Origin of the sequence: Actinoplanes missouriensis 431 (genome assembly GCF_000284295.1) — a bacterium.
Lineage (GTDB): Bacteria > Actinomycetota > Actinomycetes > Mycobacteriales > Micromonosporaceae > Actinoplanes > Actinoplanes missouriensis.
Genome location: NC_017093.1, coordinates 3,161,149 through 3,183,135, shown reverse-complemented (window position 1 = coordinate 3,183,135; position 21,987 = coordinate 3,161,149). Strand labels below are relative to the sequence as shown.

The window sequence follows — 21,987 nt, the reverse complement described above, 5'->3', positions numbered from 1 at the left end:
CGGCTACTCCCCTCAGACGCCGACCGGCTCGTCGGCGCGGCTCTTCGACGCCCGCTCGCGGCGCAGGTAGAACCCGGCCGTGACCAGGGCGCCCACCACGCCGAAGCCGAGCAGCCACCACTCGGCGTGCGACCGGACCAGCTGGGCGCCGAAGAAGTAGGCGACCGGCACCCACAGGCCGACCCAGAGAGCGGCGCCGACCGCGTTGTGCAGGACGAACGTCCGCCACGGCATCGCGGTGACACCGGCCAGGACGCCGTTGAACTGGCGCAGGCCGTCGAAGAAACGGGCGACCACCACGACATGGCTGCCCCGGCGGGCGAAGAACCGTTCGATCCTCGCGAACCGATCCGGGGTCAGGAAGACGTACCTCCCCCACCGGTGCACCGCCCGGCGGCCACCGCGGACACCGATCCAGTACCCGATGTTGTCCCCGAGGACGGCGGCCGTGAAGGCGAGGAAGCCGACCAGCCAGACGTTCAGGTGCCCGGAGCTCGCATAGACCGCCGCCGCCACCATCACGGTCTGACCGGGGGTGGGCAGGCCGAAGCTCTCCACGAAGATGATCACGAAGACGGCGGCATATCCCCAGTGGTGGAGGATCGGGGCGAGTTCCATGGCCGTCACCTTCGCGGCCGCGCCCTAAGAATTGTCTGAACGCCGGTCGTTCATCGGATTCTCAGAGTCCGCTACCTACCGTGCCGGGCATGCTCGATCACCCGGAAACCGGTGCCGCGCACCGTCTCGATCGCCTCCCGGCCGATCTTCTTGCGCAGGTACCCGACGTAGACGTCCACGATGTTGGGATCGCCGTCGAACGCGGCGTCCCACACGTTCTCCAGGATCGCCGTCCGGCTCATGGTCTGACCCGGATGGCGCATCAGGAATTCCAGCATGGCGAACTCGCGCGGTGTCATCGCGACGGGCGTGACGCCGAGCCGGACCTCGCGGGCGGCCGGGTCGAGGGTCACCTCGCCGCTGCGCAGCACGGCCGGGCGCTCCGGGGCGCCGCGGCGGATCAGGGCACGCAGCCGGGCGACCAGCACGACGAACGAGAACGGCTTGATCAGGTAGTCGTCGGCGCCGAGGTCGAGGGCGTCGGCCTGGTCGTACTCCCCGTCCTTGGCGGTCAGCATCAGGATCGGCGTCCAGACCCCGCGCTCCCGCAGCTGCCGGCACACCTCGTAGCCGTTGAGCCGGGGCAGCATGATGTCGAGCACGATCACGTCGTAGGCGCCGTGCGGGGTCTCGGTGGCGGCCCACAGCCCGTCCACCCCGTGGTGGGCGAGGTCGACGGTGAACCCCTCCGCCGTGAGCCCGTCCCGGATCGTCTCGGCAACGGCCCTCTCGTCCTCGACGACCAGCACCCGCACCCCACACCTCCCGTAGCGTGACCGATATGCCGCTTTTGTTGAGGCTACGACGGCGCCTGGGCGTACGGATGCGCTCCGCTCTGACCGCCGGCGTCGTGGTGGCCGTCGCTTCGGTCCTCGCCGGCGGAATTCTACTGATCACCGCACGGTCGCTCCTGCTCGCCGACATCCAGGACGCCGCGGACGACCGGTCGGACCAGGTCACCGCGGCCGTGGCCTCGGGCGACGCGACGGCCCTGCGGTTCGCCCTGCGCGAGGACTCGTGGGGCAGCCTGGTCCAGATCATCGACGCCGACGGCACGGTGACGGCCCGCCGCGCCACCTCCCGGACGCCGCTCACCGCGCTGCGTCCGGCGGTGGGCGCGACCGCGTACGAGAAGTCCACGGCGTATTGGATCCAGGCCACCGGCGTGCGCGCCCCGGCCGGTGAGCGCACCGTACTGGTCGCGGTCTCCCTCGAATTCGTCCGCTACGGCAGCAACGCGATCCTCACCGCACTCCTCGTCGGCCTGCCGATCCTGGCCGCCGCGGTCGGCGTCGCGGTGTTCTTCTTCGTGGGCCGCACGCTGCGCCCGGTGGAGGCGATGCGCGGGCGGGCCGCCTCCATCACGGCGACGAGTCTGCACGCGCGCCTGCCGGTGCCGATCGCGGAGGACGAGATCGCCGCGCTGGCCCGGACCATGAACACCATGCTGGAGCGGATCGAGCGATCGGCGGCCGCCCAGCGGCGCTTCGTCGCCGACGCCAGCCACGAGCTGCGCAGCCCGCTCACCACCATCCACGCCAACGCCGACCTGCTCGCCGCCGCGAATCTCGGCGAGACCCCGGCCCGTGCCGTCCGGCGCATCCACGACGAGAGCCGCCGGATGGCCCGTCTCGTCGACGACCTGCTTCTGCTGGCCCGTTCCGACGATCAGGAGCTTCTGGTACGCCGTGACGACGTCGACCTGGACGACCTGCTCTACGCCGCGCGCGAGCGGGTCGTCGTCGAACGGCCCGACCTCGTCGTCGAGGGCGCCATCGACCCGGTCCGGGTCACCGGCGACCCCGACCGCCTCGCCCGCCTGCTGCGCAACCTCACCGACAACACCCTCCGGTACGCCCGGAGCACCGTCACGCTCAGCCTGACCGCGGGCGACGGCGCCGCCGAGATCGTGGTCGGCAACGACGGCCCGCCGATCGCCGCCGAGGACCGTGAGCGCGTCTTCGGCCGCTTCATCCGGCTCGACGACAGCCGCTCGCGCGAATCCGGCGGAACCGGCCTCGGACTCGCCATCGCCCGGGAGATCGTGGAGGCCCACGGCGGCAGCATCGACGTGCTCGACCTGCGGCACGGCGCGGCTCTGCGGGTGCGCCTGCCCACCGCCGGCGGCTCGGGGGAACAGCGGGCGCGCGGCCACACTCGGACCGACATGTCGTAGCCGCCCCTCATCGCCGGAGCGTGGCCGCCGGCTGCCGAGCGGCGGGAACGCCGGCAGAAAAAACGCGCACCGCCGCCCACACCGCCAGGGCCAGCGCCGCGAGAAGGTACGCCTCGCCGGGCACCTGCTCGGCCGCCGTCCACCCGAACTCGCGCTGCTGACCCCACGGCGGCCACACGAACGGACGGAACACGAACACCGCGGTCCACGCGGCCGCCGCCCACCGGCTGCGCTGCCACAGCATCATCGCGACCGGAACCGCCCACACCCAGTGGTGCGACCAGGAGATCGGCGAGGCGAGCAGCATCGCCACCGCGCCCAGGCAGGCGCCGAGCACCCGGTCTCCGCGACGCCACCACACCGCGCCGACGATCACCACCGCCAGCGCCAGCGGACCGGCGACCGCGAGCCACAGCACCGTCGGCGGCGGGTCGTCGAGCAGCCGGGTGAGCGCGCCGAACACCGACTGGTTGTGCGCCAGCTCCGGCGGCCCGACCCGGCCGGCCGAGACCAGGTCGTCGGTCCAGTACGTGACAGCCGACCGCGGTGCCGCCGCGAACCCGATCGCGACAGTGGCGGCGAAGGCCAGCAGCGCCCGCCCGGCCATCGCCCGCCGCCCGGCCAGCACGATCAGGACGACGAAGACCAGGGGCGTCAGTTTCACCCCGGCCACGACGCCGAGCAGGACACCCGACCAGCGTCGATCAGGCCGTACCAGATCGATGATCGTCGCCAGCATCACCAGGAGATTGATCTGGGCGAACGTGAGGTTCTGCCAGACCGGTTCGAGGGCGAGCGCGCCGAGCGTCACCAGCGCGACCTGCCACCCCGCGACCGGGCCGCGCAGCACCCGGCCCACCACCAGGACGACCCCGGCCAGCGCGCCCACCGACGCGGCCGTCCACAACGCCGTGGCCAGCCAGAACGGCATCAGCGCCAGCGGCGCCATGAGCACGGCCGCGAACGGTGGATAGGTGAACCGCAGGTTCGTCGCCGGGTCCCGGGACCCGTAGAGCGGCAGGCCGTCGAGCACCAGGCGACCGCCGTACCGATAAGCGGAGAGATCCACGAATCCACCGTGGACGCTGAGCCTGGCCGGCAGGTCCGCCCAGGCGACCGCGCCCGCCACGGCGGCCGCGACGACCACCACGGCCAGGACCGGCGCGGGACCGGCCGCGACGCGTGACCACTTCACCGGGGCACGCCCGCAGTCGCGCAGAATTCCATGATCGCATCGTATTACGTGGATCTCCCCGGTGCCTGTCGCCTACGGCTCGATCACGAGCCGCGCGATCCGGTCGCCCTCGAGCGCGAACCGGAAATGCAGGTCGACCTCCCCGCCCGGGAAGTCACCCTCCAGGTGCTGCACCACGTCCCACCCGCCGGCGTCGTCGCGAGAGGCACTCACGAACGAGGTGGTGTAGGTGAACTCCCCCGAGGATTTCTCCATCCAGGCCCGGATCTGATCGACACCCTCATGGGTACGCCCCTCGTCGGTCACCGTGGCATCGGCGGCGAACGCCGCGATCGCCGTGGTCGTGTCGTGCTCCCGGTGCGCTGCGAGATAGGTGCTGATCGGGGCCGGCAATGTCATGTCCATGCCCTCGACGGTCAGCCCTCCCCCAGGGGGAGAGTCAAGCCCCCGCCACCCGGAAAACCGGCCACCCGATCTCGGTACGCCAGTGATCCACGCCCACGCCGTCCCGCGGACCGACCAGGTACGTCTCGTGCACCGGTCCCCCGACACCCAGCGTGTGCGCCGCCACCCATTCACCCAACCGGCCGTAGGTGACACCGATGTCGTCGTGGGCGCCCGCGTGCACGGTCACCGCGAGATCAACCGCCGGTAGCTCCGCGACCGCGATCCGCCCCGCGGCACGCGGCTCCCGCACCGGCCGGAACACGGTCATGTCACCGGCACCCTCGGTGAACAGCTCGTTGGCGTAGATCCCACCCGCCGCACCGATGCGCTCACCCGGCGGAAACGCCGCGTCCAGCTCGTCCATCGCCGCGCCGAACCAGCCGAGCGAGTCCTCCAGCCGTACCCCGGACGCGCGGACGGCCACCACCGGCCGGACCGGAACCGAGCGGATCTCCACCGCCAGGTCCGCCGGGTCCGGGCGCAGCAGCCGGCGCAGCGACACCACCGCCGACCGGGTACGGTCCAGCTCCTCCTCCAACCGCCGCAGGTGACCGCCGATCAGCGCGGCCCGCTGCTGCGGGTCGTCGGTCGCGATGATCGCCCCGACCTCGGCCAGCGGCACGTCGAGCTGCCGCAGCCGGTGAATAACCTGAGCGGTCCCGATCTGGTCCGGCCGGTAGTAGCGGTACCTCGTGAACGGGTCCACGTCGGCCGGCTCCAGCAGGCCGGCCTCGTGATACCGGCGCAGCGTCCGCACACTCAGATGGCTGAGCGTGGCGAACTCCCCGATCGTCAACCCGTCGCGCATCGGCACAGTCTCCCCCGCCGCGAAACCAATGGTTGGATCGCCCGCCGACGGGAATCCGCCTGACATGTTGCGACGTGCGCTCTGGGAGGGCCTGGCCGCCGGAACGGCCGGAGTCCTGGTCATGACGGCCGGGGAGAAGATCGAGCAGCGGGTGACCGGGCGCCCCGATTCACACGTGCCCGCGCGGGTGCTGGAGCGTCTCACCGGGATGCGCGAGCATCCGCGACGGCAACCGGTGCCGGTGAACTGGGCGATGCACTTCGGCCAGGGGATGCTGCTGGGCGTGCTGCGCTCGGTGATGGCCCACGCCGGTCTGCGGGGACCGTGGGCGTCGGCGAAGTTCGCGGTCGTGCGGCTGACCAACGATCAGATCCTGGAGAACCTCACCGGCGTCGGCGCCCCGCCACAGACCTGGCCACGTGCGGAGCTGGCGGTCGATCTGCTGCACAAGACGGTGTACGCGTTCGCCACCGGCGCCGTCGCCGACGCGCTCGCCGCACGGTCCGGCCCCGGCCCAGGGCAGCGCCACGCGATGCGCCGGCCCGGCCGTCACTCCGGCGTCGGACCGCCGGCGCGTGGGGCCGCGCTCAGAGGGTGACCGTCACGCCGCCGGAGAGCGGGAAGTCGTGCAGCTCCAGGGCGGCCAGCGTGACCCGCCGCGGGATGTCGAAGACCAGATCACCGGTCACCCGGTCACCGGGGTTCAGCTTCTCCAGGAACGTCCGGGTGTTCCGGTTGGCGTAGAGTCCGGCGACCTCGTCGTACCCGTACTCCTCGCCGTCGGTGTCCCGGGCCTTCTGCGCGAGACCGAGGAAGTACTTCGGCTCGTCGGCGATGTTGCGCACCGAGAGGGTGACCACGCAGTACCGGCCCTCAGCGGTACGTTTCAGCTGCTCGATGCCGAAGCTGGTGCGTGAGCAGTCCACCCGCGAGACCACGAACTCGAACTTGCCGTCACGCACCGGGTCCCCGACGCCGGGCGGCCGCGCGGTGCGCTTCGCGGTCTCCGCGAGCGTCTTCGCGGGCTTCTTCGCGGGCTTCTCCGCGGGGGCGCCGGCAGCGGCGACCGGCCCGGCACGGTTCACGCGTTCCGCAACGATCCCGGCCGCGAACAGCGCGACCACCGCCACCGCCGAGACGACCAGCGCGATCACCACGGCGAACGGCGACGCGCGCCGCCGCCGCGTTTCCATCCGGTACGGCATAGAACCACTCCCGCTCCCTCCCCCTCACTGTGAGTCACCATCCCGCTCCGAGCCACCGATTTCGCCTGATCAGCGGCATACTCCACCTGATCGGACAAGAAGGCATGACCCATGATCAAAGGGTGAGCGTCTCAACTACCGCCCGGATTCTGACGGCCGTCGTCGCGATCGTCGCTGCCGGGAGCGTCGCCGGGTGCGACGACTCCCCGCCTCCGGCCCAGACCGCCCCGGCCTCCGCTGGCACCTGGACGCCACCGCCGGCCGGCGCGGGCTTCGACTATCAGCTCGGCGGCGCCTATCCGCCACCCGCCGGAGTCACCGTGGTCAGCCGCGACCGCGAGGCGGAACCGGCCACCGGGCTCTACAACGTCTGTTACGTCAACGCCTACCAGGCGCAGCCCGGCGCCGAGCAGTGGTGGCAGACCCACCACCCCGGCCTGCTGCTGCGCGACTCCGGCGGCGACCTGGTCATCGACGAGGACTGGGACGAGGCTCTGCTGGACTTCTCCACCGCCGCGAAACGGGCCGAGCTCGCCACCGTCGTCGGGGCCTGGATCGATCAGTGCGCCGCCGACGGGTTCCAGGCCGTCGAGGCGGACAACCTCGACTCCTACACCCGGTCCCGGGGTCTGCTCACCCAGGAGCAGGCCATCGGGTACGCCACCACGCTCAATGCCCGCGCCCACGCCGCCGGACTGGCCAGCGGGCAGAAGAACACCGCCGAGCTGAGCGGCGCCGGCGCCCGCGCGGCCGGGTTCGACTTCGCGGTGACCGAGGAGTGCGCCGCCTTCGACGAGTGTGACGTCTACACCGCCTCCTACGGTGACCACGTGCTGGTGGTGGAGTACACCCGGGACGGTTTCGCCGCGGCGTGCGACGCCTATCGTGGCCGGCTCTCGATCGTCATGCGTGACCGCGATGTCGGCACGCCGGACTCCGGCGGGTATGTCCGGGACGCCTGCTGACCGGTCACAGCTGGGTACGGTGCCCGCTCGCGCGCTGGAAGTCGGCGAGCCGGTGGCGGGCGGCCTGCAGGCGGTTGCTCATCACGTGCAGGAAACGGGTCGTCAGTTCGTACCCCAGTGCGGGGTCGGTTTGAAAGAGGGCGCGGACCAGGGGGCCGTTGAAGGTCAGGGTGTGCGTGGTGTCGACGGCCACCGCGCCGAACTGCCAGCGGTACGGCGGGAAGAGCCAGGAGCAGCCCAGGACGGCCGGGCCGCGCAGGGTCTCGAGGACGACGTTGGTGTACGCGGGGACCTCGCTGTCCAGGAAGACGCTCCCCTCGGTGATCAGCCAGAACTGGTCGGCCGGCGCGGACTCGCGGAGGATCCGGTTGCCGGCGTGGAACATCGAGCGGCTGGTCAGCGGGGCCAGCAGGTCGAGCTGGTGCTCGGTCAGGCCGGCCAGGAACGGCTGCTGCGCGAGCATTTCGACGGTGGTGAACACGTCTGCACCTCGATTCGGTGACGGCGGCTGACGGACCGTTGCACCGCCAGTCAAGCGCCACCCGCCGCATCCGGTCAGGGCCGTCCGCAGGTCTCCCCCGGGTCGAAGGTCCCCGGCACAACAATTCGGGGCAGGGTCGCGTTCTTCTATCGGCGACACATCGACGGGGAGGGACATGTGCAGTTCGAGGAGTTCGCGGCGGCGCGGTTGCCGGCGCTGCTGCGGTACGCGGTGCTGCTGTCCGGGGATCGGGAGCAGGCGAGCGACCTGGTGCAGGACGTGCTGACGAAGGCGCTGCTGAAGTGGCGCCGGATCGGCGCGCTGGAGGAGCCGTACGCCTACGTCCGCACCATGCTGACCAACGAGTACCTGTCGTTCCTGCGTCGGCGCCGGGTGCCGACCGTGCCGCTCGGGTGGGCCACACCGGACCCCGCCGCGGCGGAACGGGCGCCGGACCGGCCCGACGAAGAGGTGTGGCGGCTGCTCAGCGGGCTGCCACGCCAGCAACGCGCGGTGATCGTGCTGCGCTACTACGAGGGTCTCAGCGACCCGGAGATCGCTGAGGTGCTCAAATGCCGGCCGACGACCGTCCGCGCGTACGCAAGCCGGGCGCTGGCCACGCTCCGCGTCGAGTTGAGCCCGACGACCGTTCCGCCCGTGGAGGTGCTGTGATGCGTACCCTCGAAGATCTTCAGCAGTCGCTGGCTCGCCGCGCCGAGGCCGCGCCGGACGGAACCGGCATGGTGGAGCGGGCCCGGGCCGGCGCGGGCCGGATCCGGCGCCGCCGGCGGATCGTCCAGGGCGCCGCCGCCGTGGTCGTCGTGGCCGTGGCGGCGGTGGCCGTGCCGCCGGCCCTGCGCGAGAGGACGCTCCCGGCCGAGACGCCGCCGTTCCGGAGCGTGACCGAGATGTCCGCCGCGATGGCGCCCGGCTCCGACTTCGTGATCCCGTGGCGGGTCAGCGTCGGCGGGCACGAGGAGGCGCAGGTCGCTCACCGGACCGAGGTGACCGCGGCCCGGCCCGAGCAGCTGACCGTCAACGAGGGCGCCACCGTGGTGGTGTTCGACCCGGGCGCCTACGACCCGGCCGCGCTGCGCCGGGGCGAGCCGGTCACGGTCGGTGAGCGACAGGCCTGGTACGCGCCGGACCTGCCGCGCGAGGTCGACATGCTTCCCCTGACCGAGCGGAACACGCCGGCGAAGACCAGCGGGCCGGCCCTGGGCTGGCAGGAGGCGTCCGGCGCCTGGGTCGTCCTGTACCGGCACGCCGTGACACCGAAGGTGCGGGCCGAGCTGATCGAGGTGGCGCGGGATCTGCGGGTGCAGGATCCGCCCCGGCCGGTCAGCGTGCCGTTCCGCTTCGGCTGGCTCCCGTCCGGCCTGCGGGTCACCGGACTGGAACTGCACGACACCACGCTGCTCAGCGGCAAGTCGGCGGCGGTGGGTTACGGGTACGACAGCGGGCCGGCAGCGGGGGACGCGCCGCTGACCGTCTTCGCGCAGACGGGCAAGGGTGACCGGGACTGGGAGGCGATCCACCCGAATCTGCCGGCGCCGCAGCGGGCCGGCGGGCACGACGCCTGGTACATCGACCGGCAGACCAAGGCGCTGACCCCGCCCGAGGGCGGCAGCATCGTGGTCGTGGACAGCGGGACCTGTCACCTGCAGCTGAACATCGCGGACAGTGGGCGAATCCCGCAGGCGGACGCGATGCGGATGGCCGGGGAGCTCACCGTCAGCGACTGCGGGGACGTGGACACCTGGCTGCCGCTGGACGGGTGAGGAAGCGTCATCCCGGGAGCCCGCCTCCGGCGGCGACGATGACGGCACCGGCGGTGGCGGCGGTCAGCAGCGTGAGTACGGGTCCGCGGCGCAGGCCGAGCGTGAGCAGCGCCGCGCCGGCCAGCACCGCGTACTGCCAGGGCTCGGAGAGCGCCCGGACGAGCGGGACCGCGGAGCCCAGGATCGCGCCGACCGCCGCCGGGCCGGCGCCGTCGAGGAAGGCCCGCACCCGCTGGTTGCCGCGCAGCCGGTCGAAGCGGTCCGCGCCGAGCAGGATGAAGGCGAACGAAGGGCTGAACGCGACGGCGGCGGCGAGCAGCCCACCGGCCAGCCCGGCGGCGGCGTAGCCGACCACGGCGACGGTGTGCACGACCGGGCCGGGAGTGATCTGGCCGAGGGCGACCGCGTTGAGGAACTCGGCGGCGGTCATCCAGTGGTGCTGCTCGACCGCGTCGGCCTGCATGAGCGGGATGATGACGAACCCGCCGCCGTAGGAGAGGGCGCCGACCTTCAGCGCGGTCCAGGCCAGCGGCAGCAGCACACCACCGCCGAGCCCGGCCGCCGCGAGCAGCGGAACCGCGCTCGACGGTCGCCGCTCGGGGGCGGGCAGCCGCTGCGCCAGGATCTCGGCGATGCCGCAGGCGATCAGGACCAGCACCAGCCACGGCCCGACGGTCGCCGCGGCGGCCGTGCCGAGCAGCAGGTAGGCGGCCCAGCGCCGGCGGTTGCTGTGCTGGGTGGCACGCTTCCAGCCGGCGGGGATCAGGCTGGTCCCCGCCTGCAAGGCGATCGCGGCGACCGCCGCGCCGGCTCCGGCGCCGGCGGCTTTCACCCAGGTGGGCGGGTCGCCGAGGAACAGCGCGGCGAGCGCGAGGATGGCGACCAATCCGGGCAGGATGAACGCGGCCCCGCCGACCAGGGCACCGGCCCGGCCGCGGACCCGCCAGGCGCAGAAGATCGCCAGCTGCGTGGAGGCCGGGCCGGGGAGCAGGTTGCAGGCGGCGATCGCGTCCTCGAACTCCTGCGGGTCCAGCCAGCGGCGATCCTCGACGCAGAGTTTGCGGAGCAGGGCGATGTGGGCGGGCGGTCCGCCGAAGCCGATGCAGCCGATCCGCCCCCACTCGGTGAGGACGGTTCCGAGGCCGGCGCGGTGCGGGCCGGTCATGACGATTCCTTTACGGCGGTGAGGGTGTGCAGGAGGAAACCGATCCGCCGGTCGAGGTCGTCGGCGACCCGTTCCACGGCGAGCTGCCCGTCCGGGTCGGCGGCCGGGTCGGGGATGCTCCAATGTACCGGTCGCGGGTGCCCGGGGAACTCCGGGCACACCTCCTTGACCCGGTCGCACAGGGTGATCACGTCATCGAACCGCTGGCCGCTGAACTCGTCCAGGTGCTTGGATCGCGCCCCGCTCAGGTCGATGCCCCGCGCGGCCATGACGCTCACGGCGTACGGATGGATCGGTTTCGGACGGCTCCCGGCGCTGGCGGCCCGCACCGTGCCACCGGAGCGGTCACGCAGCAGCGCTTCGGCCATCTGGGGAGACCAGGTACTGCGGCTCGCCGAGCAGCGCGGTCAGCTGCCGCACGGCGAGGTCGCCGCGGGCCAGTTCACCGAGCAAACGCCACCGCAGCGGATGCGCGGCGGCGACCACGAACCCGGGCGGTGGCGTCAGCACGCCCGCAGATTACATCAAACTGATTTGTTGCAATGGCGCGAATCGACGCGCCAGGGCCACTCTCAGTTGCGACACAGTGACACTCTGCATTCATGGAGGTGCAGACCGTGCTCGCTGTTGTCGCCGTCATGATCTCGATGGCGGCGCTGACCATCTCATCGGTGATCTCGTCGCGGCAGCTTCGCTCGATGCGGAACGCCAATCATCTGCCTGTCGCGATCGAGTTGCTCACTCGCGACTATGGCCGGCCCGATTTCCAGCGGAGTGAACGGGCCATGCTGGAGCAGTTGGCCTCGATCGATCCGTCCGCCGGCATCTCGGGACTCCCCGAGCCGCTGTTGTCGAAGTCTCTCCAGGTCATCAACTTCTACGACTCGATCGGGATCCTGGTCTCCTTCGGCTGCGTCGACGAGGAGCTGGTCCTGACCACGATCAACTACCGGATCCGGCGCATCTGGGAGAGCCTTGAGCCGTTCATCCGGGCGGAGCGGGACCTGCAGCAGCGGCCCTATCTGGACTTCCTGGAGGACCTCGCCGCGCGGGCGCACCGAGCCGACTCGCTGAAGCTGACCCGGCGGAGGGGCTTGCTGGTCATGCCCGGCCGGGAGGAAAACCCGGGCTTGGCGGCTCACTCGGTCAGCAGGTCCAGCCAGCGGTGACCTGCCCGGTCTGCCGGCAGCCATCCGGGAGGCTGACCCTCTCGGGACTGCTCGGTCACGCCGTCGTCCCAGGGGTAGCGTCCGCTGCGGTCGGCCCAGACGATCTGCCGTACTCGGAAGTGGGAACCCTGATAGAAGTGGTGCGCCATGCCGAAGAGCGGTTCGTGCCAGGACGGATCCATCGGGCGCAGGTGCACCGGCAGGCCGAGCACCGCCGGGTCGATCGGGCTCGCGGCGGGGGCGACCCGGCCGGAGGTCATCGCCGCGGCCAGTGTGCTGACCCAGTGCTGGAGGTCGTCGACTGCCAGGCCGAACATCGCCAGCTCGGCGAGCCCGTGCGAGTGGGTGAGGCCGACGGTGTAGGCCCAGCCGGGGAATTCGTCGTCCTCGGCGACACCGAGAACAGACCATTGCCGGGTACGCACCTCGGCGAGCATCCGGTGCACCCACGGGTTGCCGAATTCGCGGGGCGGTGGCGCGCACAGCACACATCGGCAGCCGGAGCCGGCGTCGGGCATGTCCCACCTCGATGGCGATCCGTTTCGGACTTCTCACTGAAGCCAACAGGGATCATCGCACCCCCGCCGGGTAGCCTCGCGACCATGCCGGCACGGGTGATTCGCATTCGATCCGTGGACACCGATCCGGTGGTGTTCCCGCAGCGGACGCTGGACCGGCCGCTGTCCGATGCCGAGCGGTTCGCCAAGGCCGCGACCGTCGTGACCAAGCTCTACAGTGAGCACCTCGCGGCCGGCACGCCGCTGGTGGCGAAGACGTCATGGATCAGGTTCATCCCGGCCGACACGCCGGACACCGTCACCTACGCGGCCGGGGCAGGTGACGCCTCCCTCGGGCTGGGCGAGGTGCACGAGGTCCCGTTCGACGCCGCCGTGCTCGGGCTTGCGGATCGGGAGCGCCGCCTCGCGATCCTCGACTGGCTGCAGCAGCACATGCTCGGACTGGCCCGGGCGCTGGGCTGGGAACGGCAACCGATCGTCGACGCGTACCGGGCCTGCCGCCGCGACGAGTGCCGGCTGCACCGGCGCGGGCCGTCGAAGGCCCGGCCCGGCCGCAGGTTCACCGCACACGCCGAGTACGAGATCGACGGTGACGGCGACGCCTGGTCGTGGGTGGTGGTCACCGGCGCAACGGGTGAGGTCGCGGCGGTCAGCCGGCGCCACGATTCACCGGCGACGCTCACCGCGGCGGCCAGGGTTCTGAGGTCGGTCCGCTGGGACGGCGATGCGGTGACGTGGACACCGTGGACCGACGACGTCGACCCGCCCGGCCAGCGATGGGTGGGACGGGTGGAGCGCTTCGTCATCGACGCTCATCAAGGGCCGGCGCGCCTATGATGCGAGGATCGTGGCGACCAGCGGAGAGGCGCGAACGGCTGTCGGCGCCGGCATGATGCGGGCGCTCGAAGGGCATGCCCGGCGGCCGCCGTGTCGCCGGCACGTAGACGGAGTCAGGCCCGGGGGCTGCCGCGCCGGACGGCGAGCGCGCCGGCGGCGATGCCGAGCAGCGCGGGAATGCCGACCCATGCCGCGATGTCCAGCAGCCCGTTCGCGTCCCGCTCCAGGTACGGCTCGTCCAGGACGAACGTGTAGAACAACAGGCCGCTGGTGATCAGCAGGACGACGGCGGCGACGGCCAGCGTCGCCCGCTGTGACCTGCGGTACGCCCACACCGCGAGACCGACGATGGCGGCGACGACGGCGAGCTGCCAGTACTGGGGCTCCATGACCACTCCGCTCCCGTGTTGATCGATTCCGTGGTGACCGTAGCAACCGGCGTACACAGGACGGTTTGTTTGCCCCGCTCCTCGCCGGGCATTGGGCCAGGGAATCGCAAACGAGAGGAATGGTCGACGATGGCACGCAAGAACGACACCGCTGTCAACTACACGGTTCCGGGCCTCAAGCCGGACGCCGCCGCCGAGGTCGTGTCGACGTTGCAGGACCGCCTCAACGCGCTCAACGACCTCGCCCTGACCCTCAAGCACGTCCACTGGAACGTGGTCGGCCCCACCTTCATCGCCGTGCACACCATGCTCGACCCGCAGGTCGACGGTGTCCGGCAGATGGTGGACGCGACCGCGGAGCGGATCGCCACGCTGGGCGGCTCCCCGATCGGCACGCCGGGCGCCCTGGTCGCCCAGCGCACCTGGGACGACTACTCGATCGGCCGGGCCGGCGCCGAGGCGCACCTGGCGGCGCTGGACCTGGTCTACACCGGTGTCATCCAGGACCACCGGACCGCGATCGAGAAGACCGAGGAGCTCGACCCGGTCACCGAGGACCTGCTGGTCGCCCAGGCCGGCGTGCTGGAGCAGTACCACTGGTTCATCCGCGCCCACCTGGAGACCCCGGAGGGCACCCTGAAGACGGCCGGCGCCCCCACCGAGAAGGCCGCGGCCCGCAAGACCAAGCGCTGATCGCTTCCGGACGAACCGGGCCGCGGAATCATTTCCGCGGCCCGGTCCGCGTTCTCGACCGCCGGCACTATCGAGTCAGCTGCCAGGCGCCGTACCCGCCGAGCAGGTCGGAGACGTCCGGGTGGCCGGCGGCGCGCAGCAGGCTCGCGGCGACCGACGACCGGTATCCATCTCGGCCGCCCAGAGCGGCAACACACCAGATCGATGGGTACGCCATGTGGCGCTGGACCGGGAGCTCACCTCGGCGGGGCCGACGGCTTCAAGCGGGTTCATGCGCGGCTCCGTCGTTCCACGACGGTCAGGCTCGGGACGGGCGCGCCCCTGCGGCGACGAACGGGATCATGGCGAGGCCCAGCAGACCGCCGGCGATGGAGAGCGTGGCGTAGCTGGTGGCGCTCATGACGAGGCTGCTGGCGATGCCGCCGCCGGCGCCGGCCAGGGCGATGCACAGATCGACGTTGCCCTGGATCTTCGCGCGCTGCTCGATCGGGGCGGCGTCGCTGATCATCGCGGTGCCGGCGACCAGGCCGAGGTTCCAGCCGAGGCCGAGCAGGATCAGGGCGAGGGCGAGCTGCGCGACGGAGTCCTCCGGAGCGGTGGCCGAGACGAGCCCGGCGGCGAGGAGCGTGACGCCCGACGCGACGGCGACCGGCACCCGGCCGACCCGGTCCACGAGGATGCCGGTGACCAGCGACGGCAGGTACATCGCGGCGATGTGCAGCGAAATGACCAGGCCGGTGGCGGCGAGGTCGTGACCGTGGTTCTGCATGTGCACCGGCGTCATGGTCATCACCGCGACCATGACCAGCTGGGTGAGGATCATCGTGGCGGCGCCGGCGGTCACGCCCGCCGACGACCGGGGCGCGGTCCGCGGCCCGGCCGCCGTGGCGGGCCCGGCCTGGGCCTGCATCGCCTGCGAGACCAGCAGCGGGTCCGGGCGCAGCAGCAGGAACAGGATCAGCCCGGCGATCGCGTAGGCGACGGCGGCCAGCGCGAACGGGCCGGCCAGGGCGGGAAGCGCGAAGTTCTCGGCGGCGCGGCCGGTGGCGGCCACCAGGTTCGGCCCGATCACCGCGCCGACGGTGGTGGTGACGAGCACCGAGCTGACCGCCCGGCCGCGGCGGTGCGGACCGCTCAGGTCGGTGCCGGCGTAGCGGGCCTGCAGGTTGGTGGCGGTGCCGGCGCCGTAGACCAGCAGGGAGAGGAACAGCAGCACGACGCTGCCGAGGCCCGCCGCGACGACCACGCCGACGCCGCCGATCGTGCCGGCGACATAGCCGGCGACCAGCCCGGCGCGGCGGCCGAGGCGCTGGGACAGCCGCCCGACGGTGAGGGCGGCGATCGCGGAGCCACCGGCGTAGAGGGCGGCGGGCACCCCGGCGAAGGCGCTGGAGCCGAGCATCTGCTCGGTGAGCAGGGCGCCGACGGTGACGCCCGCGGCCAGCCCGGCGCCGCTGAACACCTGCGAGGCCATCACGACGCTCAGGGTCCGCTGGTGGAGAGCGAGCTGGGCTTCGGGATCGTCGATATAGCTGGAGATGGCCATGGCGTCTTGTATACATCATGTATCCTAGTTAGGGAAGAGCGCGGTGAAGCCGTGCCGGCCGGCCTGGGGAGAATGACTGTCACGTCACCACGGAAGGACGACTGTGGACGCGAGCACGAGCGCGGCGGAACGCGCCTACCGCACGATCCGGGACGGCATCCTCAACGGGGCGCACAAAGCCGGCGCCATGCTGGGCGAGGAAGGCCTCGCCCAGGAGATCGGCGTCAGCCGCACCCCGGTCCGAGCCGCGCTCGGCCGGCTGCAGGACGAGGGCTGGATCGTCATCTACCCCAAACGCGGCGCCCTCGTCCAGGGCCTGAGCGAACGCGCCATCGCCGACCTGCAGGACACGCGCCTCATCCTCGAGGCCGCCGGCGCCAGCCGGATCAGCGCCACCGTCCGCGACCAGCTCGCCGCCCGGCTGCACACCTCCATCGACGCCCAGCGCGACGCCCTCGCCGAACGCGACGTGCGCCGGTTCATCGAGCTGACGATCGGCTTCCACCGCACGTTCGTGGAAGCCGCCGGCAACGACGTACTGCTCGAACTCAACGACCGGCTGGCCGACCGCCAGCGATTCCTGCTCTTCTGCAAGGGCGACCACCTGCTCGCCCGCTGCGACGACATCATCGCCGAACACGTGACACTGGTGGAGCAGCTGCGCACCGGCGACACCGACGGCTTCACCGAGACGCTGCGCAAGCACCTCGACGACAACTACAAGCCCTGACCGTCGCCGGTGAGCCGGTCAGCCGCCGTGCCGCTGGATCTGTTCGGCGATCTGCGCCGCGAAGCCCTCGGCCATGGCGAGCTGGTCGCGCAGCGCCTGCACCCGGTTCTGCGCGGCGGCGTGGAACATGCCAAGCCGCTCCTGCAGGGCGACCCGGTCGTCGCCGGTGACGGCCGGGTCGCTGAGCTCGTCGAGGATGGTGAGCAGGTCACGCATCTCGTCGAGGGTGAAGCCCAGCGGTTTCATCCGCTTGATGACGCGCAGCCGGTCGAGGTCGGGCTCGGTGTAGAGCCGGAACCCGCCCTCGCTGCGCGCCGACGGCAGGACCAGGCCGGCTTCCTCGTAGTGGCGGATGGTGCGGATGCTCAGTCCGACCCGGTCGGCGGCCTCGCCGATCTGCATGTGTCCCGCGGTCATGAGATCCAGTGTCTCAGTGACCGGCGCCGAGCTGTCCGGCGAGGTTTTCGTGCATCCGGGCACTGGCCTCGTTCAGGCCGGTGATCTCCACGGTCTTGCCGCGTTGCGCGTACTTCGTGGTGATCGCGTCGAGGGCGGCCACGGACGAGGCGTCCCAGACGTGGGTTCCGGAGAGGTCGATGATCACGTGGTCCGGGTCGCCCGAGTAGTCGAACTGGTACACGAGGTCGTTACTGGAGGCGAAGAACAGCTCCCCCCGTACGACATAGGTGTTGCCGTTCTTCTCGACCGACGCGAAGTGCGCGACCCGGCGGGCGAAGATGACCATCGCGGCCAGAACCCCGAGCACCACGCCGACGGCGAGATTGTGCGTGCTGAGGGTGCCCGCCACGGTGGTCACCATGACGATCAGCTCGCCGGCCGGCATCCGCTTGAGGGTGGCCGGGGCGATGCTGTGCCAGTCGAACGTCGACACCGACACGATGATCATGACGGCCACCAGCGCGGCCATCGGGATCAGCGCGACCACGTCACCGAGCGCGACCACCAGGATCAGCAGGAAAACCCCGGCGAGGAAGGTGGAGAGGCGGGTACGGGCGCCGGACGCCTTCACGTTGATCATCGTCTGCCCGATCATGGCGCACCCGCCCATGCCACCGAAGAAGCCGGTGACGATGTTCGCGACACCCTGCCCCCAGGACTCACGGGTCTTGTCCGAGTGGGTGTCGGTGATGTCGTCGACGAGCTTCGCCGTCATCAGGGATTCCATCAACCCCACAAGAGCGACACCCAGCGCGTACGGCGCGATGGTCTGCACCGTCTCGAGGGTGAACGGGACGTTCGGGATGCCGAGCGCGGGCAGGCTGTCGGGCAGGGCGCCCTCGTCGCCGACCGTCGGCACGCTCACGTGCGACAGGATGGTGAACGCGGTGAGCAGCACGATCGCGACCAGCGGCGCGGGCACGGCGGTGGTGATCCGCGGCAGGAACACCATGATCGCCAGCGCGACCGCGACCAGGGGGTAGACCAGCCACGGGACGCCGAGCAGGTGCGGCACCTGAGCGGTGAAGATCAGGATCGCGAGCGCGTTGACGAAGCCGACCATGACGCTGCGTGGGATGAACCGCATCAGTTTCGCGACACCGAGCACCGCGAGCAGGACCTGGATCAAGCCGCCCAGGATGACCGCCGCGATCAGGTAGTCCAGGCCGTGCGTTTTCACCAGCGGCGCGACGACCAGGGCGACGGCCCCGGTGGCGGCGCTGATCATCGCGGGCCGGCCACCGGTGAAGGCGATCGTGACGGCCATCGTGAACGAGGCGAACAGGCCGACACGAGGATCGACGCCGGCCAGGATGGAGAACGAGATCGCCTCCGGGATCAGCGCCAGCGCCACCACCAGACCGGCGAGGACCTCGGTGCGCAGGACGCGGGGCGAGGCGAGCCAGGACGGGCGCGACAAGCGCGGCGGGGCCGCGGGTGACAGCGAAGACATGCAGCTCATTTCCGTTCGGGCACGGCGGTGCCGGCCCTGTTCAGTACGGGTTTACCAGGCGGCATCGGTGCGCACGGCGGAATCGCCGCGCCCCGGCGCACCGACTCTACTCTCCGGTGAGGGTAGAGTTGCCGATTCGCCGGGTGGCGATGATCACCCGTTCCCTCGCGGTAAGGGTTCAAGCGTGACCACGGCGGCCGATGGTGGTGGCACCTTCACTCCCCCGACGGGAAGGCCCCTCCATGCCGCGCCGCACGCTTTCCCTTCGTCTCGCCGCGTTGACACTGCTGCCGGTGACCCTGGCCGGCTGCGAGGCCACCGAGGAGGAGGCCGCGGCCCGGCAGGCCGGGGAGAGCTGGCTCCTGGTCGAGCAGGGCCAGAAGGTGGCGGAGGAAGAGGAGAAGCCGGCCGCCCCGCCCGTCGCGGAGCAGGAGGACGAACTCCCCGAACTCGAACCCGCCGAGGAGGCCGAGGCACTCGACCCGCGGTGCACCGGCGCCCACCGGCCCGGCCGGATCACCGTCGCGGCCGTGACACCGGCCGCCACCACCGCCACGGTCACCTGGTACCACCCGGGTGACCCGACCGTGACGACCTACAAGGTGACCGCGATCTCGCAGAGCCTGGTCATCGGCGCCCAGCCGGAGATCGGCTGGACCGACGCCGAGCCGGGCGAGGGCTGCGCCGAGGTCACCGCCACCGTCACCGGCCTGGAGGCCGGCACGCCGTACGTCTTCTCGGTCGACGCCGTCCGGCAGCCGACCTGGCAGAACGGGGTCCGGACGGCCACCGTCGCCCGGTCCGGCGTCGTCTCCACCACCTGACCAGGCTCATCCGGCGCCACCTGTCACAGCGCACGGCGACGTGACGGAAACCAGAAGCCGAGCTCAGTCAGCGAACCGACGATCGCCACCAGCCGATCGAAGTCGATCGGCTTGACCGCATAGCCCTGAACCTGCAGGGACTCGGCACGCAGAATCTCCTCCGCCGCGGGCGAGTCGACCAGCAGGACGACCGGGACCGCAGCGGTGGCCGGATCCGCACGGATGTGCCGCAGCACCATGCGGCCGTCACCTCCGGGCAGATTCAGGTCCAGGAGGACCAGATCGGGCCGGCCCGGCCGGGCGAACGGCGTGCTCCCCGCCAGATAAGCGGGCGAACCCTCCGCCCGGGATCAGCCAGCCCAGGGCACCCCGATCGCATTGTCACGGCTTCGTCATACGACCGGGGCGCAACCGCCACGCCGCTCGTGAATAGTCGCTTTCCGAGACCATGAGAGGGTCTTCGTACGCATCGGACGGTGGCGCACCGGTTCGGGCGCCGCCGTCCGGCGCGGACATCATCCGCGTATCGCACCGACGATGCGCCGCGAAGCGAAAGCACCATCAACCGAACCAGTTCGGAGCGCCATCGTGTGGCCCTTACCCTTCGACGACGCCTGGTTCAACCGGCAGCCCGGAGGACCCGCCGCGAGCCCGGATGCGGAGCTCACCGTCGCGGTGTTCGAGCGCATCGCCCGGGAGCCGGCCCTGGCGAACGAACCCGTCACCGTGGAAGTGCAGAACCGGGTCGTCACCCTCGGCGGAACCGTCAGCTCCCTCTATGCCCGCATCACCGCGGCAGAGCTGGCCCGCTCGACGCCGGGCGTCGCGGACATCTGCAATCGGCTCACACTGTCCAGGACGGCTGATGTCACCGACGACGTGCCGCACCTGCAGCCGGATCCGTTCGATGAGCTGATCGCCCGGTGGGACGACGAGCCGATGCCCGCCGAGCAGGAGCACCGTCCCCGCCGAGGCAGGGCGCTGCCGCGGTTCACCGCGGTCTTCATGTGCGTCCTCGCGGTGCTGCTCTGGGTCATCCTGTCACCCTGGTCGGCCGGTGGCGGCCTCGTGGTGGCCGTGTCCTGCCTGGTTCTGGCCGGCACGCTGGAGCTGGCTGCCCGCCGGGCCGACACGTCGACCGGCGACGCCGGCGCTCCCGGTCACGCCTCGTCCTGACCGGACGGCGCGGCTCGACGAGCACCCTGCGGGTCTCGGACCCGGCCATGACGTCGTACGCCGCCGGCTCACGCTCCAGCCGCTCGCGCAGGCTCAACCGGCGGTGCGCGGGGAGAACCAGAGTCGGCGGGAGGGCCGGGGCAGCGAGAAGGCGGCGTCGTCGCACGGCTGAAGCTGCGGGCGCGGGGCCGTCGCGTCGACGGCCGCGAGCATCTCGCCCGCGCGCATCTCGCACAGCGCGGACAGCAACTGCGGGGACGGCGCCGTGAAGCAGAGCTGCACGGCCCGGCTCGCGGCGCGGTCCTGCGCGGCGATCAGCACGCTCAGTCCCGCCCGGTCGATGGATCCGCCGCGGGACAGGTCCACGACGACCCGCTCGTGACAGGTGACAGCCCAGGCCAGAGCGTCCCGCAGCAGCGGCGCGGACCCGGCGTCGATGTGGCCGCGAACCGCGACCACGGCGGCGCCGCCATGCTCCTCGATCCGGACCGTGTCCACGCCCGACGGTACGGTGGCGGTGCTGCGCGAGGCAGCCCCAGGCTCGATCATGCTCGTCGTCCTTCCCACTGGAGTGACAACGAGAGTGGCCGAGGCACGTGGCAGTGAGCACACGGCTTCATGTCAATCCTCTGACAGAAGGCCGCGCCTCGGGTGGGCCGGGTGGTGCGCGGCCGTGGCGATGAGGCCGCTCACTTCCGGCCGGGTGGCCGCGATGGCATGCCGCACGCTGCCGAAGGTCCGGAACGCGGTGTGCAGGCGCCGCACCCGCAACCGGGCTCGTAGCATCGGCGGCGGCGCGGCCAGCAGCAGCTCGCCTCCGTGGTGAAGCGCGACGTTGCGGGCCCGGACGAGCGCTGCGATCCCGGCGGTGTCACAGCTGGTGAGACCGGAAAGATCCACGACGAGGGTACGCCGTACCCCGGCCGCCTTCCGCACGACGATCTGCAGCGGTCCGATGGAGTGACCCACCCTGATGATCGCGGCGGTGTCGGTGACGACCAGCTCGGCTCTGCCCGCGTCCGCGTCGTCACCGGCCGAGCGGCCCCGCCGGCCCGGAGCGCAGCCGGGACAGCGATGCGGCCCGCGGGCGAACGGGGAACCGGTCCATCCGATCATGGAGACGGCGACGTACCCGACGGTGGTGTCGTGCATGCCGCAACCATCGAGCGTGACCGCGGCGCCGCAGCTGTCGCACAACAGATGAGCCTGGGATCCGCCGCGCTCGGGCACCACCGTCATCGTCACTCCTCGCCGCGCCTCGGACAGCCGCCGGTGGACAGTCCACCGTCCACAGTCCTCGCCCGGTTTCGCGATCGACTCGCGATCACGTGACAGTCCCGTGACAGAACGGG

Annotated in this window: 29 protein-coding genes and 1 pseudogene; 11 read left to right on the top strand and 19 right to left on the bottom strand. The window is 71.5% G+C overall.

Features of this window, described 5'->3' with window-relative positions; all coding sequences use genetic code 11:
* Positions 1 to 12 precede the first annotated feature (12 nt).
* Together AMIS_RS14930 and AMIS_RS14925 are read right to left on the bottom strand one after the other, a co-directional pair.
* Complete coding sequence (locus AMIS_RS14930; RefSeq protein WP_014443149.1) at positions 13 to 618, bottom strand: DedA family protein; 606 nt, start codon at positions 616 to 618, stop codon at positions 13 to 15.
* Between the two features lie 71 nt (positions 619 to 689).
* Positions 690 to 1,373, bottom strand: a complete 684-nt coding sequence (locus tag AMIS_RS14925; protein WP_014443148.1) for a response regulator transcription factor — start codon at positions 1,371 to 1,373, stop codon at positions 690 to 692.
* Positions 1,374 to 1,399: 26 nt separating this feature from the next.
* Here AMIS_RS14925 and AMIS_RS14920 point away from each other — a divergent pair, with 26 nt between their 5' ends.
* Positions 1,400 to 2,794: a sensor histidine kinase gene (locus tag AMIS_RS14920; protein WP_051041998.1), complete on the top strand. Its 1,395-nt coding sequence runs from the start codon at positions 1,400 to 1,402 to the stop codon at positions 2,792 to 2,794.
* 7 nt (positions 2,795 to 2,801) lie between these two features.
* Here AMIS_RS14920 and AMIS_RS14915 read toward each other — a convergent pair whose 3' ends face one another.
* From AMIS_RS14915 to AMIS_RS14905, 3 genes are all read right to left on the bottom strand, one after another.
* Positions 2,802 to 3,989, bottom strand: a complete 1,188-nt coding sequence (locus AMIS_RS14915; RefSeq protein WP_014443146.1) for a glycosyltransferase 87 family protein — start codon at positions 3,987 to 3,989, stop codon at positions 2,802 to 2,804.
* Positions 3,990 to 4,061: 72 nt separating this feature from the next.
* Entirely contained in the window at positions 4,062 to 4,394 is a 333-nt protein-coding gene (locus tag AMIS_RS14910) for a nuclear transport factor 2 family protein (protein ID WP_014443145.1), read from the bottom strand.
* Positions 4,395 to 4,428: 34 nt separating this feature from the next.
* Positions 4,429 to 5,244 (bottom strand): MerR family transcriptional regulator, encoded by an 816-nt coding sequence (locus tag AMIS_RS14905; RefSeq protein WP_014443144.1) that lies wholly within the window; start codon positions 5,242 to 5,244, stop codon positions 4,429 to 4,431.
* A 64-nt stretch (positions 5,245 to 5,308) separates the two neighbouring features.
* Between AMIS_RS14905 and AMIS_RS14900 the strand changes: the two genes are divergently transcribed.
* Positions 5,309 to 5,842: a hypothetical protein gene (locus tag AMIS_RS14900; protein WP_014443143.1), complete on the top strand. Its 534-nt coding sequence runs from the start codon at positions 5,309 to 5,311 to the stop codon at positions 5,840 to 5,842.
* On the opposite strand, the gene AMIS_RS14895 is transcribed toward AMIS_RS14900, so the two are convergent.
* A complete protein-coding gene (locus AMIS_RS14895) occupies positions 5,832 to 6,437 on the bottom strand; it encodes a DUF4352 domain-containing protein (protein WP_157434869.1) in 606 nt (201 codons plus the stop codon). The two genes, AMIS_RS14900 and AMIS_RS14895, sit on opposite strands and share 11 nt — an antisense overlap.
* Before the next feature lie 116 nt (positions 6,438 to 6,553).
* On the opposite strand from AMIS_RS14895, the gene AMIS_RS14890 reads away from it, so the two are divergent.
* Complete coding sequence (locus AMIS_RS14890) at positions 6,554 to 7,414, top strand: endo alpha-1,4 polygalactosaminidase (RefSeq protein WP_014443141.1); 861 nt, start codon at positions 6,554 to 6,556, stop codon at positions 7,412 to 7,414.
* A gap of 4 nt (positions 7,415 to 7,418) precedes the next feature.
* Here the strand turns inward: AMIS_RS14890 and AMIS_RS14885 are convergent, their stop codons facing one another.
* Entirely contained in the window at positions 7,419 to 7,895 is a 477-nt protein-coding gene (locus tag AMIS_RS14885; protein ID WP_014443140.1) for a Crp/Fnr family transcriptional regulator, read from the bottom strand.
* A 177-nt stretch (positions 7,896 to 8,072) separates the two neighbouring features.
* On the opposite strand from AMIS_RS14885, the gene AMIS_RS14880 reads away from it, so the two are divergent.
* Together AMIS_RS14880 and AMIS_RS14875 are read left to right on the top strand one after the other, a co-directional pair.
* Positions 8,073 to 8,567 (top strand): SigE family RNA polymerase sigma factor, encoded by a 495-nt coding sequence (locus AMIS_RS14880; protein WP_014443139.1) that lies wholly within the window; start codon positions 8,073 to 8,075, stop codon positions 8,565 to 8,567.
* Positions 8,567 to 9,676, top strand: a complete 1,110-nt coding sequence (locus tag AMIS_RS14875; protein ID WP_014443138.1) for a hypothetical protein — start codon at positions 8,567 to 8,569, stop codon at positions 9,674 to 9,676. Before AMIS_RS14880 ends, AMIS_RS14875 begins: the two co-directional genes overlap by 1 nt.
* Before the next feature lie 7 nt (positions 9,677 to 9,683).
* Here the strand turns inward: AMIS_RS14875 and chrA are convergent, their stop codons facing one another.
* The 3 genes from chrA to AMIS_RS44090 are packed head-to-tail and all read right to left on the bottom strand — an operon-like array spanning position 9,684 to position 11,351.
* Positions 9,684 to 10,841 (bottom strand): chromate efflux transporter, encoded by a 1,158-nt coding sequence (chrA, locus tag AMIS_RS14870; protein ID WP_014443137.1) that lies wholly within the window; start codon positions 10,839 to 10,841, stop codon positions 9,684 to 9,686.
* Positions 10,838 to 11,209 carry an arsenate reductase ArsC gene (locus tag AMIS_RS14865; protein WP_014443136.1) on the bottom strand — a complete coding sequence of 124 codons (372 nt, stop codon included), beginning with the start codon at positions 11,207 to 11,209 and terminating at the stop codon, positions 10,838 to 10,840. The genes chrA and AMIS_RS14865 overlap by 4 nt, the downstream gene beginning before the upstream one ends.
* Positions 11,187 to 11,351: a hypothetical protein gene (locus AMIS_RS44090; protein ID WP_014443135.1), complete on the bottom strand. Its 165-nt coding sequence runs from the start codon at positions 11,349 to 11,351 to the stop codon at positions 11,187 to 11,189. The genes AMIS_RS14865 and AMIS_RS44090 overlap by 23 nt, the downstream gene beginning before the upstream one ends.
* Positions 11,352 to 11,443: 92 nt before the next feature.
* On the opposite strand from AMIS_RS44090, the gene AMIS_RS14860 reads away from it, so the two are divergent.
* Positions 11,444 to 12,010, top strand: coding sequence for a DUF4760 domain-containing protein (locus AMIS_RS14860; RefSeq protein WP_014443134.1), 567 nt, complete (start codon positions 11,444 to 11,446; stop codon positions 12,008 to 12,010).
* On the opposite strand, the gene AMIS_RS14855 is transcribed toward AMIS_RS14860, so the two are convergent.
* Positions 11,980 to 12,528, bottom strand: a complete 549-nt coding sequence (locus AMIS_RS14855) for a DUF4262 domain-containing protein (protein WP_014443133.1) — start codon at positions 12,526 to 12,528, stop codon at positions 11,980 to 11,982. The two genes, AMIS_RS14860 and AMIS_RS14855, sit on opposite strands and share 31 nt — an antisense overlap.
* An 84-nt stretch (positions 12,529 to 12,612) precedes the next feature.
* Between AMIS_RS14855 and AMIS_RS14850 the strand changes: the two genes are divergently transcribed.
* Complete coding sequence (locus AMIS_RS14850) at positions 12,613 to 13,365, top strand: hypothetical protein (protein ID WP_014443132.1); 753 nt, start codon at positions 12,613 to 12,615, stop codon at positions 13,363 to 13,365.
* Positions 13,366 to 13,478: 113 nt separating this feature from the next.
* Here AMIS_RS14850 and AMIS_RS14845 read toward each other — a convergent pair whose 3' ends face one another.
* Positions 13,479 to 13,754, bottom strand: coding sequence for a hypothetical protein (locus AMIS_RS14845; protein WP_014443131.1), 276 nt, complete (start codon positions 13,752 to 13,754; stop codon positions 13,479 to 13,481).
* A gap of 129 nt (positions 13,755 to 13,883) precedes the next feature.
* Here AMIS_RS14845 and AMIS_RS14840 point away from each other — a divergent pair, with 129 nt between their 5' ends.
* The gene (locus AMIS_RS14840) at positions 13,884 to 14,447 is read left to right on the top strand and encodes a Dps family protein (protein ID WP_014443130.1); all 564 of its coding nucleotides are present in this window, start codon (positions 13,884 to 13,886) and stop codon (positions 14,445 to 14,447) included.
* 67 nt (positions 14,448 to 14,514) lie between these two features.
* On the opposite strand, the pseudogene AMIS_RS42680 reads toward AMIS_RS14840, so the two are convergent.
* A pseudogene (locus AMIS_RS42680) lies at positions 14,515 to 14,616 on the bottom strand (rhodanese-like domain-containing protein); the annotation flags it as partial.
* A gap of 129 nt (positions 14,617 to 14,745) precedes the next feature.
* Entirely contained in the window at positions 14,746 to 15,993 is a 1,248-nt protein-coding gene (locus AMIS_RS14835; protein ID WP_014443128.1) for an MFS transporter, read from the bottom strand.
* A gap of 103 nt (positions 15,994 to 16,096) precedes the next feature.
* On the opposite strand from AMIS_RS14835, the gene AMIS_RS14830 reads away from it, so the two are divergent.
* On the top strand, positions 16,097 to 16,723 hold the full coding sequence (locus AMIS_RS14830; RefSeq protein ID WP_014443127.1) for a GntR family transcriptional regulator: 627 nt from the start codon (positions 16,097 to 16,099) through the stop codon (positions 16,721 to 16,723).
* An 18-nt stretch (positions 16,724 to 16,741) separates the two neighbouring features.
* Here the strand turns inward: AMIS_RS14830 and AMIS_RS14825 are convergent, their stop codons facing one another.
* Positions 16,742 to 17,203, bottom strand: a complete 462-nt coding sequence (locus tag AMIS_RS14825) for a MerR family transcriptional regulator (RefSeq protein WP_386934676.1) — start codon at positions 17,201 to 17,203, stop codon at positions 16,742 to 16,744.
* Positions 17,154 to 18,635, bottom strand: coding sequence for a SulP family inorganic anion transporter (locus AMIS_RS14820; RefSeq protein WP_041830868.1), 1,482 nt, complete (start codon positions 18,633 to 18,635; stop codon positions 17,154 to 17,156). Before AMIS_RS14820 ends, AMIS_RS14825 begins: the two co-directional genes overlap by 50 nt.
* A gap of 242 nt (positions 18,636 to 18,877) precedes the next feature.
* On the opposite strand from AMIS_RS14820, the gene AMIS_RS40535 reads away from it, so the two are divergent.
* Entirely contained in the window at positions 18,878 to 19,459 is a 582-nt protein-coding gene (locus AMIS_RS40535) for a fibronectin type III domain-containing protein (RefSeq protein WP_014443124.1), read from the top strand.
* A 23-nt stretch (positions 19,460 to 19,482) separates the two neighbouring features.
* On the opposite strand, the gene AMIS_RS14805 is transcribed toward AMIS_RS40535, so the two are convergent.
* A complete protein-coding gene (locus tag AMIS_RS14805) occupies positions 19,483 to 19,782 on the bottom strand; it encodes a response regulator (RefSeq protein ID WP_083888637.1) in 300 nt (99 codons plus the stop codon).
* A 265-nt stretch (positions 19,783 to 20,047) separates the two neighbouring features.
* Between AMIS_RS14805 and AMIS_RS14800 the strand changes: the two genes are divergently transcribed.
* Positions 20,048 to 20,635: a BON domain-containing protein gene (locus tag AMIS_RS14800; RefSeq protein WP_014443122.1), complete on the top strand. Its 588-nt coding sequence runs from the start codon at positions 20,048 to 20,050 to the stop codon at positions 20,633 to 20,635.
* Between the two features lie 93 nt (positions 20,636 to 20,728).
* Here the strand turns inward: AMIS_RS14800 and AMIS_RS40530 are convergent, their stop codons facing one another.
* Together AMIS_RS40530 and AMIS_RS14790 are read right to left on the bottom strand one after the other, a co-directional pair.
* On the bottom strand, positions 20,729 to 21,184 hold the full coding sequence (locus AMIS_RS40530; protein WP_051041997.1) for an STAS domain-containing protein: 456 nt from the start codon (positions 21,182 to 21,184) through the stop codon (positions 20,729 to 20,731).
* A gap of 72 nt (positions 21,185 to 21,256) precedes the next feature.
* On the bottom strand, positions 21,257 to 21,874 hold the full coding sequence (locus AMIS_RS14790; RefSeq protein WP_014443120.1) for an STAS domain-containing protein: 618 nt from the start codon (positions 21,872 to 21,874) through the stop codon (positions 21,257 to 21,259).
* Between the last annotated feature and the right edge of the window lie 113 nt (positions 21,875 to 21,987).